Raw genomic sequence first — 12584 nt, forward strand, 5'->3', positions numbered from 1 at the left:
ATCCCCCTAGCGCGCAACTTCGGCAAGGGCGCCGACTTGCCCCAGGCTCATTTGATATTGGTTGACCAACTGCTCAACAGACGCGGCGGTCGCATCCAGAATTGGCGCTGGATAGAAGCCGAAAAAGATCGTCAGGAAGATCAAGGGCACGATCACCGCCATTTCGCGCGGGCTCATATCCATGATTGCCTTCAAATTCTCTTTTTCCAGCACGCCGAAAATCACCCGACGATAGAGCCACAAGGCGTAACCGGCGGAGAAGATCACCCCGAAGGCCGCACCGAAGGCCACCCAGGTATTCACCTGGAAAATGCCCATCAGCGTCAGGAACTCGCCCACAAAGCCGCTGGTACCCGGCAGGCCGACATTGGCCATGGTAAACACCATAAAGGCAAAGGCATATTTCGGCATACGCTCCACCAGGCCGCCATAAGCATCAATCTGGCGCGTGTGCATCCGGTCGTAAATCACGCCCACACACAAGAACAATGCGCCAGATACAATACCGTGCGAAATCATTTGGAAGATCGCGCCCTGTACGCCCAGGATATTGCCGGCGAAAATACCCATGGTCACATAACCCATATGCGCCACAGACGAATAAGCGATCAGTTTTTTGATATCTTCCTGCACCAACGCCACCAGCGAGGTGATGATGATCGCCGCAACGGACAACACGAACACAAAGTTCGAGAAATAAGCCGAAGCTTCCGGGAACATGGGCAAGGAGAACCGCAAGAAGCCGTAACCGCCCATTTTCAACAGAATCGCCGCCAGGATCACCGAACCAGCCGTTGGCGCTTCAACGTGCGCTTCTGGCAACCAGCGGTGGAACGGCCACATCGGCATCTTCACCGCAAGCGAAGCGAAGAACGCCAGCCAGAGCCAATATTGCGACTCCGAAGAGAACTCGAACTGCAACAGCTTCGAGATATCCAAGGTGCCAGCCTGCCAATACATGGCCATCACCGCCAACAGCATCAGCACCGAACCGATAAAGGTATAGAAGAAGAACTTATAGCTCGCCTGAATCCGCTTCTTGCCGCCCCATATCCCGATGATCAGGAACATGGGGATCAAACCGCCTTCAAAGAAGACATAGAACATCGCAAGATCAAGCGTGGCGAACACGCCGATCATCAAGAATTCAAGGATCAGGAACGCAACCATATATTCGCGCACCCGGTTTTGAACTGACTCCCAGCTCGCCAACACACACATGGGCATCAACAGACCGGTCAGAACGATAAACAGGATCGAAATCCCATCCACGCCCATCCGATAGCCGATCACATCATCGCCGATCCAGCTGTGGTTTTGCACAAACTGGAAACCGGGATTTGATGAATCAAACATGGCCCACATCACCAGAGAGAACACAAAGGTCACCAAGGTGGTCGCCAACGCAATCCGGCGCATATTGTTTTTGGCCAGTTCATCATTGCCCGGCACGATCAATAGGAAAAAGACACCCACCAATGGCAGGAAGGTCAGAATCGATAGGATGTTGTTATTTATAATATTCATCCGAGTAGGCCCCCTGCAGCAATCGCCCAGGTAATCAGTGCAGCCACGCCGATCAGCATGGCCAGTGCGTAGTGGTAGAGATAGCCAGATTGCAGTTTCACAACCTGATTGGTCACGTCTTTTACGCGCCGTGCCAGGCCGCCCACAATAATACCATCAACAAACCAGTCGTCGAACCCGCGCCACAACACGCGGCCAAGCCATTTGGCCGGGCGCACAAAGATGAAGTCGTAGAGTTCATCAAAGTACCATTTGTTGAGCAGGAAGGCGTAAAGTCCGGAATGTTCTTTCGCCAATGCTTTGGGCAGGCTCGGCTTGGCGATATAGAACCACCAGGCGGTGATAAAGCCAATAATCATGGCAAATGTGGCAGAAAGTTTCACCCAAACCGGCACATGGTGCGCCGCATCGATGATTTCTGCATCCACAACCACAGACCCGCGGAAGAACTCTTCCACATAGTGGGCATGACCAAAGAAGTCATTATAGAACACGATACCGGAAAGCACCGCGCCAACCGCCAGCACATAAAGTGGGATCAGCATCACATTCGGGCTCTCATGGGCATGGTCAAACACTTCTTTTGAAGCACGTGTCTTGCCATGGAAGGTCAAGTGCACGAGACGCCATGAATAGAAGCTTGTGAACAAGGCCGCCACAACCAGCAGATAGAACGCGAAGTTCCCCGCTTCCGTATGTGCACCATATGCCGCCTCAATAATGGCATCTTTGGAGAAGAAGCCGGCAAAGCCAAGATTTGGCAGAGCATCAGACACGAGATGGAATGGAATGCCCACCCCGGTCAGCGCCAAGGTGCCAATCATCATCATCCAATATGTCACAGGCACCTTGTTCTTAATGCCGCCCATTTTGCGCATGTCTTGCTCGTGGTGCATGGCGTGGATCACCGAACCAGCGCCAAGGAACAACAGTGCTTTAAAGAAAGCGTGGGTGAACAGGTGGAAGATACCAGCTGAGTATGCCCCTACCCCAAGCGCCACAAACATGTAGCCCAGTTGCGAACAGGTTGAATAGGCAATCACGCGTTTAATATCGTTCTGCACCAAACCGACCGTTGCTGCGAAGAACGCAGTGATCGCGCCGATCACCGTCACCACGGTCAAGGCCGTTGGTGAAGCTTCAAACATAGGCGATAAACGCGCCACCATGAACACACCTGCGGTCACCATGGTCGCGGCGTGGATCAATGCCGAAACGGGTGTCGGGCCTTCCATCGCGTCCGGCAACCAGGTGTGCAGCAGGAACTGGGCTGACTTACCCATCGCGCCAAGGAACAACAGCAAGCAGATGACGGTCATCGCATCCCATTGTCCCCAGAGGAAGTTGAAGGTCACGCCTTCCATATCCGCCACATGGGAAAAGGCTGTGTCAAAATCCATTGATCCCAGCATGATCACCGCGGCAAAGATGCCCAGGATAAAGCCAAAGTCACCCACACGGTTGACAATAAAGGCTTTCATCGCTGCCGCGTTGGCGCTTGGTTTTTTGTACCAGAAACCAATCAACAGATAAGACGCCAAGCCAACGCCTTCCCAGCCAAAGAACATTTGCAGGAAGTTGTCTGCCGTCACCAGCATCAACATGGCAAAGGTAAACAGAGACAAATAGGCAAAGAAGCGTGCACGGTGCGGATCTTCATGCATATAGCCGATGGAGTAGAGGTGCACCAAAGACGATACGGTGGTCACCACAACCAGCATCACCGCTGTCAGCGTATCGACCCGGATCATCCAGTAAAGATCAAGCCCGCCTGTGTCGATCCAGCGGAACAAGGTCACTTTCACCGATTCAGCGGCCATGAATGTATGGTCAGCGCCGTGTTCGGCGTCCGCAGCATGTTCGCCGCCACCACCGGTCATAATGCCGATGAAGACCAACCATGACAGCAATGCTGAAGCCATCAGCAAGCCGGTTGTGAGATATTCAGCCGCCTTGTGCCCGATTGACCGGCCGAAAAGCCCAGCAACCAAGGCCCCAATCAACGGGAGAAAGAGAATCGCAGAATAAATCATCTGTTTAGCCCTTCATCACGTTGACATCGTCCACAGCAATGGAGCCGCGGTTACGATAAAACACCACAAGGATCGCCAAACCGATCGCCGCTTCAGCCGCCGCAACGGTCAAAATCATCAAGGCGAACACCTGGCCAGCCAGATCTTGCAGATGGGCGCTGAACGCCACAAAGTTGATGTTCACTGCCAAAAGGATCAATTCCACTGACATGAGAATGATGATCACATTCTTCCGATTCAGAAATATGCCAAATACGCCAAGCGTAAATAAAATGGCCGCCACGGTCAGAAAATGACCAAGTCCGATATCCGGTATCATTTAGGCCCCCAATTAAATCCCTTTGCCGCTCTCGACGCTGACCACTTCGACAGCATCTTCGCGTTTGCGCGCAACCTGCGCATTAATATCCTGCCGCTTCACATTCGGCTTATGCTTCAATGTCAAAACGATCGCCCCGATCATCGCCACCAACAAAATCAGCCCGGCAGCTTCGAACAGATAGACATAGCGGGTGTAAAGCATGTTGCCCAAAGCCTCGGTGTTGGACATGCCTTCCACAAATGGCACTGCGCTTGATGTGGCCACTTCCGGTGTGATCACAAATGACCCAGCCACCAAAATCAGCTCAATCAGCAAAATGCCGCCAATCAAGGCGCCAATGGGCGCATATTGCAATATCCCCTGTCGCAATTCCGCGAAGTCGATGTCCAGCATCATCACCACAAACAGGAACAGCACCATCACCGCGCCCACATAAACAACGATGAGCAGCAGCGCCAAAAACTCAGCCCCGGCCAGCATGAAGATGCCCGCGCCATTCACAAAGGCGAGGATCAAAAACAGCACAGAATGCACCGGGTTACGCGCCGAAATCACCATCACTGCCGAGATGATCGCCACCGTTGAAAACAAATAGAAAAATGCGAGTTGAAGGGTCATATCATCAAGCTCCTAGCGATATGGTGCGTCGGCAGCAAGATTGGCAGCAATCTCACGTTCCCAACGGTCACCATTTTCCAAAAGCTTCTCCTTGTCGAAATAAAGCTCTTCGCGGGTTTCGGTCGCAAATTCAAAATTTGGCCCTTCCACAATCGCGTCCACGGGGCACGCTTCCTGGCAAAAGCCGCAATAGATGCATTTCACCATATCGATGTCGTACCGAACGGTGCGGCGGGTACCATCATTCTGGCGGGGCCCCGCTTCAATAGTGATCGCCTGTGCTGGGCAAATCGCTTCACACAATTTGCAGGCAATGCAACGCTCTTCCCCGTTCGGATAGCGGCGCAAGGCATGCTCTCCACGAAAACGCGGGCTCACTGGTCCCTTTTCAAACGGATAGTTGATGGTTGGCTTCGGTTTAAAGAAATAGCGCATCGCCAGAAAGAATGTCGAAACAAACTCTTTCAGCAATAACGAGTTGAGAAACTGAATTGCTCGCATTGGTCGTTTCCCCTTAAGCCACACCGCCGTGCCAGCCCCAGCCCGTAAGCTGCAGCACCAAAGCAACGGCAAAAATCATTACGATGGAAATCGGCAAGAACACTTTCCAGCCCAAACGCATCAATTGGTCATAGCGATAGCGCGGCACAAAGGCTTTCACCATCGCAAACATGAAGAACACAAGGCAGGTTTTCAGCACAAACCAGACCGCACCGGGAATCCAGTTCAGCGGCGCCACATCAATTGGCGGCAACCAGCCGCCCATAAACAGGATCGTGGTCAGTGCGCACATCAACACAATGGCCACATACTCGCCCAACATAAACATCATGTAAGGGGTTGAGCCATATTCCACCATAAAGCCCGCCACCAGCTCAGATTCAGCTTCCGGCAAATCGAATGGAGGACGGTTTGTTTCGGCCAAGGCCGAGATGAAAAAGATGATGAACATTGGGAACAAAGGCAGCCAGAACCAGTTGAGAAAGGACAACCAAGGCACGCCCAACATATGCGCCAGGCCCATTTCTCTTTGCGCAATCACAATGTCGGTCAGGTTCAAAGACCCGACGCACAGCAACACGGTGATGATCACAAAACCGATGGAAACTTCATAAGAAACCATTTGCGCGGCAGAACGCAAAGCGCCCAAAAACGGGTATTTCGAGTTGGAGGCCCACCCCCCCATGATCACGCCATAAACGCCGAGCGAAGAAATCGCCAGAATATACAAAATGCCGACATTGATGTCAGCCATGGCCCAGCCTTCATCAATTGGCACAACGGCCCAGGCCGCCAAAGACACCAGAACGGTGATAAACGGCGCCAGCAAAAACACGACTTTGTCAGACCCAGCTGGAATCAGTGGCTCCTTGAAGACGAACTTCAACAAGTCGGCAAAGCTTTGCAGCAAACCGAAGGCACCAACCACGTTCGGGCCACGACGAATCTGTACCGCTGCCCAGACTTTCCGGTCCGCCAGCAGCACATAGGCCACAAACACCAGCAACGTCACCAGCAGCAAGAGCGCTTTCCAAATAAACCCGATTTGTTCACCCAATCCCAAAAAGGGTACGCCGAGCAAATAATCAAGTGATGGGAGTAACCAATCCATAATTCAGCCCCTACTCCGCAGCTTCTTTAACTTGCCCAAGCGCCAATTGCGAACATTCAGCCATCACTTTGGATGCCCGCGCAATTGGATTGGTCAAATAGAAATCGTCAATTGGTGACACCAAAGCACCAGGTTTAATTTTTGCCGGCACCTTGGCCAATTTGGCCACATCAGCGGCTTTTGTTTCAACCGGGCCTTCCACAACAGCCAGATGCGGCACATCCGCAAACATCGCAGCGCGCAACTGGTTGAGATTGTCGAACGGCAATGTCGCGTCCAAATGAGCGCTCAACGCCCGCAAAATGGCCCAATCTTCTTTGGCCTCACCTGGTCCAAATACAGCGCGACTTGTGCGTTGCACAATACCTGCCGTATTCACATAGGTGACGCTCTTCTCAGTGTAGGCCGAACCCGGCAAGATCACATCCGCCGCATGGGCACCGCGATCACCATGGGAGCCGATATAAACCACAAAGCTATTTTCAAAGGCGCTCAGATCGTAATTGTCTGCCCCCAGCAAGAACACAACGTCCAGCTCGCCTTTTTTGGCCGCTGCCTGCATCTTGGCGGCATCCATGCCACCACGCTCAGGCACAAAGCCAACATCCAAACCGCCGACGCGACCTGCCGCGTTATGCAACACGGCAAAGCCGTTCCAATCATCGCTCAGCGCGCCATTGTCGGATGCGATTTGTGTGCTCAACGCCAACACATCCTTAGCCGTTGTGCCGGTCAAAGCGCCTTCACCCACAATAATCATGGGTTTCTTCGCCTTTTTCAGCACATTTGCAAACTTGTCGTCGCCTGCCGCCAAAGCCGCCAAAGCTTCCGTGCCGGTGCCCAGATAGGCATAATCATACTTCAGATCGGCATTTTCACCGATCACGGCGATCGGTGTGCCGTTCTGCCGCCAAGCTTTGCGGATCCGAGCATTGACCAAAGATGCCTCTTTGCGTGGGTCACTGCCCACAATCAAAATCGCATCTGCTTCTTCAATGCCGGTAATGCCAGCATTCATGATGTAGCTTGCGCGCCCCTTAGAAGGATCGATTGCCGAACCAACTGGCCGACAATCAAAGCTTTTTGCACCAACAGCGCTCAACAGCGCTTTCAGCGCATACATTTCTTCCGCACCAGCCAAATCGCCAGCCAACGCGCCGATTTTTGCTGGATCAGCTTTTTTCACCGCGCGAGCGATGGTCGCAAACGCGTCATTCCAGTCAGACGCCTGCAACTTGCGGTTCTTTTTCACATAAACCTTATCAAGGCGCTGTGACTTCAAGCCGTCCCAAATGAAGCGCGTCTTGTCTGAAATCCACTCTTCATTGATCGCCTCGTTCACCCGCGGCATCACGCGCATCACTTCGCGACCGCGGCTATCCACCCGAATGTTGGAGCCGACCGCGTCCATGACGTCGATGCTTTCAGTCTTGTTTAATTCCCAAGGCCGCGCCTGAAAGGCATAAGGCTTGGAGGTCAAGGCACCAACAGGACAAAGGTCAATCACATTGCCTTGCAACTCTGATGTCATTGCCTGCTCAAGATAAGTGGTGATTTCCGCATCTTCACCACGACCAATCAAACCAAGCTCGGAAATGCCCGCCACTTCGGTGGTGAACCGCACACAGCGTGTGCAGTGAATACAGCGGGTCATAATGGTTTTCACCAATGGCCCGATATATTTGTCTTCCACCGCGCGTTTATTTTCCTGATAGCGCGAATTGTCCATGCCATAAGCCATGGCCTGGTCTTGCAGGTCACACTCGCCGCCCTGGTCGCAAATCGGGCAATCCAGCGGGTGGTTGATCAGCAAAAATTCCATCACGCCTTCGCGCGCTTTTTTCACCATAGGTGTGTTGGTGAACACTTCAGGCGGTTGCCCTTCCGGCCCGGGGCGCAAATCGCGCACGCTCATGGCACAAGAAGCCGCAGGTTTTGGCGGGCCGCCCTTTACTTCCACAAGGCACATGCGGCAGTTGCCCGCCACAGAAAGCCGTTCGTGATAACAAAAACGTGGAATTTCAGCACCAGCTTCCTCACACGCCTGCATCAGCGTGTAGTGATCTGGAACCTCAATTTCATTACCGTCTACTTTAATATTGGCCATGCTCTTGCCGCCTTATTCCGCTGCAACAGAAGGCACAGCACCCTCTGCTTTCGCATTGTGCGTGTATTGATCAATCCGGGCTTCAATTTCCGGCCGGAAATTGCGGATCAAACCTTGAATGGGCCATGCCGCCGCATCGCCCAACGCACAAATTGTGTGTCCTTCAACCTGCTTGGTCACTTCAAACAGCATATCAATTTCACGCTTTTGCGCTTCGCCGCGCACCATGCGTTCCATCACACGATACATCCAGCCTGTGCCCTCACGACACGGGGTGCACTGACCGCAGCTTTCGTGCTTGTAGAAATAGGCCAGCCGCGCAATTGCCGCGATGATATCTGTCGATTTGTCCATCACAATAACAGCTGCCGTACCCAATGAAGAGCCAACTTCTTTCAGCCCGTCAAAATCCATAATGGCATCGCGCATCTTGTGGCCCGGCACACAGGGCACAGACGAACCGCCAGGAATAACCGCCAGCAAATTGTCCCAACCGCCGCGAATACCACCGCAATGTTTGTCGATCAATTCGCCGAAGGTGATGCCCATTTCTTCTTCAAATGTCGCTGGCTGGTTCACGTGGCCAGAAACGCAGAAAAGTTTCGAACCCGTGTTGTTTTCCCGGCCAAGACCGGCAAACCATGAGCCCCCGCGCCGCAAAATCTCCGGCACAACCGCAATCGATTCCACATTGTTCACGGTGGAGGGACAGCCATAAAGGCCCATACCCGCCGGGAAAGGTGGCTTCAACCGAGGCTGACCTTTTTTGCCTTCAAGGCTTTCCAGCAATGCGGTTTCTTCACCACAAATATACGCACCGGCACCATGGTGCACGACAATATCAAAGTCCCAGCCATGCACGTTGTTTTTGCCGATCAGATTGGCCTCATAGGCCTGATCCACAGCCGCCTGCAACCGTTCACGCTCGCGCACAAACTCGCCGCGCACATAAATATAAGCAGTGTGTGCATCCATCGCGCGGCCCGCCAACAAGCACCCTTCAACAAGGTGATGCGGGTCATGGCGCATAATTTCACGGTCTTTACAGGTGCCCGGCTCGGATTCATCAGCATTCACCACCAGATAGTGGGGGCGACCATCGCTTTGCTTGGGCATAAAGCTCCATTTAAGGCCAGTCGGGAAGCCAGCGCCACCACGACCACGCAGACCGGAACCCTTCACCTCTTCGGTGATCCAGTCGCGCCCCTTATCAATAAAGCTTTTTGTTTGCGACCATGAACCACGTTTTTTCGCGCCCTCAAGGCCCCAATCTTCAAAACCATATAGGTTGGTGAAAATGCGGTCTTTATCTGTAAGCATTATCGACGCCCCCGCATGAATGCATAAAACAATACCAGCCCGATGGCCGCGCTAACGACAACACCGAAAAGGCCATTTGTGAGAAAAGCGGCAAAGAACGCGATCAGACGAATGGCAATATAGGTGCCCACCATAAAGGCAATCGCCAACATGATGTTGTTCGCATTCAGCTCTATGCCCAAGAAACGTTCACTCATCAGCGTGGATCCTTACCAAAGACTCTGCGATATTCTTCAGCGCCACCTTTTGCCAATGCTTTGGCTTGCGCTTTCCAATCATCACGTTCAATGCGCCCTTTAAAGCTCAACCGATCGTCCACTTCAGCAATCTGCTTTTTGGTCAGTTTTGCCACTTGCGCATAGGTTGTGATGCCCAGATCGTTCAGTTTGCCTTCAAGCACGGGTCCAACGCCTGAAATTAGCTTCAAGTCGTCTTTTTGACCTTCCGGCGCTTCAAACAATGGCTCTTTCATCTGCTCATTGTCGGCCTTTGCCGCGGCTTTTTTTGCCGTCTTGCTCGGCTTCTTGACATCGGCACCCGGTTCTTCTGCCTTTTCTTTGGCAGTCGGTTTTGGTGCAGATGTTTTGGCATCAGCCTTTTTGGCAGGCTGACGCGCAGACTGTGCACGTGCGGGCACGTCAGTGAGCGTTACATGCCCACCTTCGGGTGCAGCAAATTGCCGATCAATCTGTGGCCCGGTCCTAACGTCTTTGCCTGCTTCAAATTCATCAATGATTTCTTCAAAGCGTTCCGGGGTCAAATCTTCATAAGTGTCTTTAAACACCATCACCATTGGCGCATTCACACATGCACCCAGGCATTCAACCTCTTCCCAGGAAAGCGTGCGCTCTTCATTGGTTTCAAAGGGCTGTTCATTGATCTTGCTTTTGCAAACTTTGATCAAATCGCCAGAGCCGCGCAGCATGCAAGGTGTGGTGCCACACACTTGGATATGCGCTTTGGTGCCAACCGGCTTAAGCTGAAACTGTGTATAGAAGGTCGCAACTTCCAAAACGCGGATATAAGGCATTTCAAGCATGTCGGCGACATGCTCAATCGCGGCCTTGGTCACCCAACCATCCTGCTCCTGCGCCCGCATCAACAACGGGATCACAGCAGATTGCTGACGGCCTTTTGGATATTTCGCAATGGTTTGCTTGGCCCACTTTTTATTGTCGGCATTAAACGCAAATTCTTGCGGTTGAATGTGATCTTCTGCGAGACGACGAACTGACATTAGCGATCCACCTCGCCAAAAACGATATCAAGAGTACCAATAATGGCTGACACGTCAGCCAACATATGGCCACGGCTCAAAAAGTCCATGGCCGACATATGTGCAAAGCCGGGTGCCCGGATTTTACAGCGATAAGGCTTGTTGCTGCCATCAGACACCAGATAAACGCCAAACTCGCCTTTCGGCGCTTCCACCGCCGCGTAAACCTCACCTTCAGGCACTTTGTAGCCTTCGGTATAAAGCTTAAAGTGGTGGATCAACCCTTCCATGGATTGCTTCATTTCGCTACGTTTTGGTGGCACAATCTTGCCATCCACCGACGATACAGGCCCCTGCCCATCGGGTGAGCGCAACAAATCAATGCACTGCTTCATAATTTTCACAGATTCACGCATCTCTTCCATGCGCACCAGATAGCGGTCGTAACAATCGCCATTTTTGCCCACGGCGATGTTGAAATCCAACTCATCATAGCATTCATAAGGCTGGCTTTTGCGCAAATCCCATTTCGCGCCAGAGCCACGCACCATCACGCCGGAAAAGCCCCATGCCCATGCATCTTCCAGTTTTACGGTGGCAATATCAACGTTCCGCTGCTTGAAAATACGGTTTTCGGTCAAAAGCCCTTCAATATCGTCCAGCACGCCTAAAAACGGATCACACCAAGCTTCGATATCGTCAATCAATTCAGGCGGCAGATCTTGGTGTACACCACCGGGGCGCACATAAGCTGCGTGCATGCGCGCGCCACAGGCCCGCTCATAAAAGATCATCAGCTTTTCGCGCTCTTCAAAGCCCCACAATGGCGGCGTCAGCGCACCAACGTCCATCGCTTGGGTGGTCACGTTCAGCAAATGGTTCAAAATCCGGCCGATTTCAGAATAAAGCACGCGGATCAACTGGCCGCGCTTTGGCACTGTAATGCCCAACAAGCGCTCAACTGCCAGTGCAAACGCATGCTCTTGGTTCATTGGCGCCACATAGTCGAGGCGATCGAAATAAGGCACAGCCTGCAAATAGGTCTTGTGCTCAATCAGCTTTTCCGTGCCGCGGTGCAACAGGCCTACGTGTGGATCGACCCGCTCTACCACTTCGCCATCCAGCTCCAGCACCAAACGCAACACGCCATGTGCGGCCGGGTGTTGGGGGCCAAAGTTGATGTTAAAATTTCTAAGTTGCGCTTCGCTCATACTTCGATCCTCAACCTTGCGCCTTTTCATCACCAGGAAGCACATAATCGGTGCCTTCCCAAGGTGACAAATAGTCAAATGAGCGGAATTCTTGCGTCAGCTTCACAGGCTCATAAACCACGCGCTGCAACTCCTCATTGTACCGCACTTCAACAAAGCCGGTCAGGGGGAAGTCTTTACGCAATGGGAACCCTTCAAACCCGTAATCAGTCAGAAGACGGCGTAGATCAGGGTGGTTGACGAACAAAATGCCATACATGTCATACGCTTCGCGCTCGAACCAATCAGCGCCCGGATACACGTCGCAAATTGATTGTACTGGCGTATCTTCGTCAGTTTTCAGCTTTACGCGGATGCGCAAATTCTGCGTCGGGCTCAAAAAGTGATAAACCACATCAAAACGATCAACCCGCTGCGGAAAATCCACGCCGCAAATATCAATGATGCAGCTAAACTGACATTGGCTGTCGTCACGCAGAAAACGCGCAACGTCCACAATCGTGTCTGTTGCCACGTTCAACGTCAGTTCACCAAAACCGCTCTCAACCGATTGCACAGCTTCCGGCAGTTTCGCGCTGATATATTCGCCAAGTTCTGTAAGGGTAGAATCCATTTGCC

At 52.5% G+C, this 12584-nt stretch carries 12 protein-coding genes; all 12 read right to left on the bottom strand.

Features of this window, described 5'->3' with window-relative positions; translation table 11 throughout:
• Window positions 1-6: 6 nt before the first annotated feature.
• Genes L1I42_RS08735 through L1I42_RS08790 form a run of 12 tightly spaced genes read right to left on the bottom strand, consistent with a single transcriptional unit; the run spans window position 7 to window position 12579 of the window.
• Window positions 7-1527: an NADH-quinone oxidoreductase subunit M gene (locus L1I42_RS08735; protein ID WP_236114089.1), complete on the bottom strand. Its 1521-nt coding sequence runs from the start codon at window positions 1525-1527 to the stop codon at window positions 7-9.
• A complete protein-coding gene (gene nuoL / locus L1I42_RS08740) occupies window positions 1524-3560 on the bottom strand; it encodes an NADH-quinone oxidoreductase subunit L (RefSeq protein ID WP_236114090.1) in 2037 nt (678 codons plus the stop codon). Before nuoL ends, L1I42_RS08735 begins: the two co-directional genes overlap by 4 nt.
• A 4-nt stretch (window positions 3561-3564) precedes the next feature.
• Window positions 3565-3879 (bottom strand): NADH-quinone oxidoreductase subunit NuoK, encoded by a 315-nt coding sequence (gene nuoK, locus L1I42_RS08745; RefSeq protein ID WP_133571080.1) that lies wholly within the window; start codon window positions 3877-3879, stop codon window positions 3565-3567.
• Window positions 3880-3891: 12 nt separating this feature from the next.
• Window positions 3892-4500 carry an NADH-quinone oxidoreductase subunit J gene (locus L1I42_RS08750; RefSeq protein ID WP_236114091.1) on the bottom strand — a complete coding sequence of 203 codons (609 nt, stop codon included), beginning with the start codon at window positions 4498-4500 and terminating at the stop codon, window positions 3892-3894.
• Window positions 4501-4512: 12 nt separating this feature from the next.
• A complete protein-coding gene (gene nuoI / locus L1I42_RS08755) occupies window positions 4513-5001 on the bottom strand; it encodes an NADH-quinone oxidoreductase subunit NuoI (RefSeq protein ID WP_236114092.1) in 489 nt (162 codons plus the stop codon).
• A 13-nt stretch (window positions 5002-5014) separates the two neighbouring features.
• Complete coding sequence (gene nuoH / locus L1I42_RS08760; protein WP_236114093.1) at window positions 5015-6112, bottom strand: NADH-quinone oxidoreductase subunit NuoH; 1098 nt, start codon at window positions 6110-6112, stop codon at window positions 5015-5017.
• Between the two features lie 10 nt (window positions 6113-6122).
• On the bottom strand, window positions 6123-8219 hold the full coding sequence (gene nuoG / locus L1I42_RS08765) for an NADH-quinone oxidoreductase subunit NuoG (protein ID WP_236114094.1): 2097 nt from the start codon (window positions 8217-8219) through the stop codon (window positions 6123-6125).
• Between the two features lie 12 nt (window positions 8220-8231).
• The gene (gene nuoF, locus L1I42_RS08770; protein WP_236114095.1) at window positions 8232-9539 is read right to left on the bottom strand and encodes an NADH-quinone oxidoreductase subunit NuoF; all 1308 of its coding nucleotides are present in this window, start codon (window positions 9537-9539) and stop codon (window positions 8232-8234) included.
• A complete protein-coding gene (locus L1I42_RS08775; protein WP_236114096.1) occupies window positions 9539-9736 on the bottom strand; it encodes a hypothetical protein in 198 nt (65 codons plus the stop codon). Before L1I42_RS08775 ends, nuoF begins: the two co-directional genes overlap by 1 nt.
• Window positions 9736-10776 carry an NADH-quinone oxidoreductase subunit NuoE gene (nuoE, locus tag L1I42_RS08780; protein WP_236114097.1) on the bottom strand — a complete coding sequence of 347 codons (1041 nt, stop codon included), beginning with the start codon at window positions 10774-10776 and terminating at the stop codon, window positions 9736-9738. Before nuoE ends, L1I42_RS08775 begins: the two co-directional genes overlap by 1 nt.
• Entirely contained in the window at window positions 10776-11966 is a 1191-nt protein-coding gene (locus L1I42_RS08785; protein WP_236114098.1) for an NADH-quinone oxidoreductase subunit D, read from the bottom strand. Before L1I42_RS08785 ends, nuoE begins: the two co-directional genes overlap by 1 nt.
• 10 nt (window positions 11967-11976) lie before the next feature.
• Window positions 11977-12579 (bottom strand): NADH-quinone oxidoreductase subunit C, encoded by a 603-nt coding sequence (locus L1I42_RS08790; RefSeq protein WP_236114099.1) that lies wholly within the window; start codon window positions 12577-12579, stop codon window positions 11977-11979.
• Window positions 12580-12584: the final 5 nt, after the last annotated feature.

It is taken from the genome of Maritalea mediterranea, from assembly GCF_021568695.1.
GTDB lineage: Bacteria > Pseudomonadota > Alphaproteobacteria > Rhizobiales > Devosiaceae > Maritalea > Maritalea mediterranea.

What these genes read in the sequence shown, in the direction of transcription:
- L1I42_RS08750 (WP_236114091.1), bottom strand. Translation starts at nt 4,500, where the DNA reads ATGACCCTTCAACTCGCATTTTTCTATTTGTTTTCAACGGTGGCGATC.
- L1I42_RS08735 (WP_236114089.1), bottom strand. Translation starts at nt 1,527, where the DNA reads ATGAATATTATAAATAACAACATCCTATCGATTCTGACCTTCCTGCCA.
- nuoF (WP_236114095.1), bottom strand. Translation starts at nt 9,539, where the DNA reads ATGCTTACAGATAAAGACCGCATTTTCACCAACCTATATGGTTTTGAA.
- nuoK (WP_133571080.1), bottom strand. Translation starts at nt 3,879, where the DNA reads ATGATACCGGATATCGGACTTGGTCATTTTCTGACCGTGGCGGCCATT.
- L1I42_RS08775 (WP_236114096.1), bottom strand. Translation starts at nt 9,736, where the DNA reads ATGAGTGAACGTTTCTTGGGCATAGAGCTGAATGCGAACAACATCATG.
- L1I42_RS08785 (WP_236114098.1), bottom strand. Translation starts at nt 11,966, where the DNA reads ATGAGCGAAGCGCAACTTAGAAATTTTAACATCAACTTTGGCCCCCAA.
- nuoI (WP_236114092.1), bottom strand. Translation starts at nt 5,001, where the DNA reads ATGCGAGCAATTCAGTTTCTCAACTCGTTATTGCTGAAAGAGTTTGTT.
- nuoE (WP_236114097.1), bottom strand. Translation starts at nt 10,776, where the DNA reads ATGTCAGTTCGTCGTCTCGCAGAAGATCACATTCAACCGCAAGAATTT.
- nuoG (WP_236114094.1), bottom strand. Translation starts at nt 8,219, where the DNA reads ATGGCCAATATTAAAGTAGACGGTAATGAAATTGAGGTTCCAGATCAC.
- L1I42_RS08790 (WP_236114099.1), bottom strand. Translation starts at nt 12,579, where the DNA reads ATGGATTCTACCCTTACAGAACTTGGCGAATATATCAGCGCGAAACTG.
- nuoL (WP_236114090.1), bottom strand. Translation starts at nt 3,560, where the DNA reads ATGATTTATTCTGCGATTCTCTTTCTCCCGTTGATTGGGGCCTTGGTT.
- nuoH (WP_236114093.1), bottom strand. Translation starts at nt 6,112, where the DNA reads ATGGATTGGTTACTCCCATCACTTGATTATTTGCTCGGCGTACCCTTT.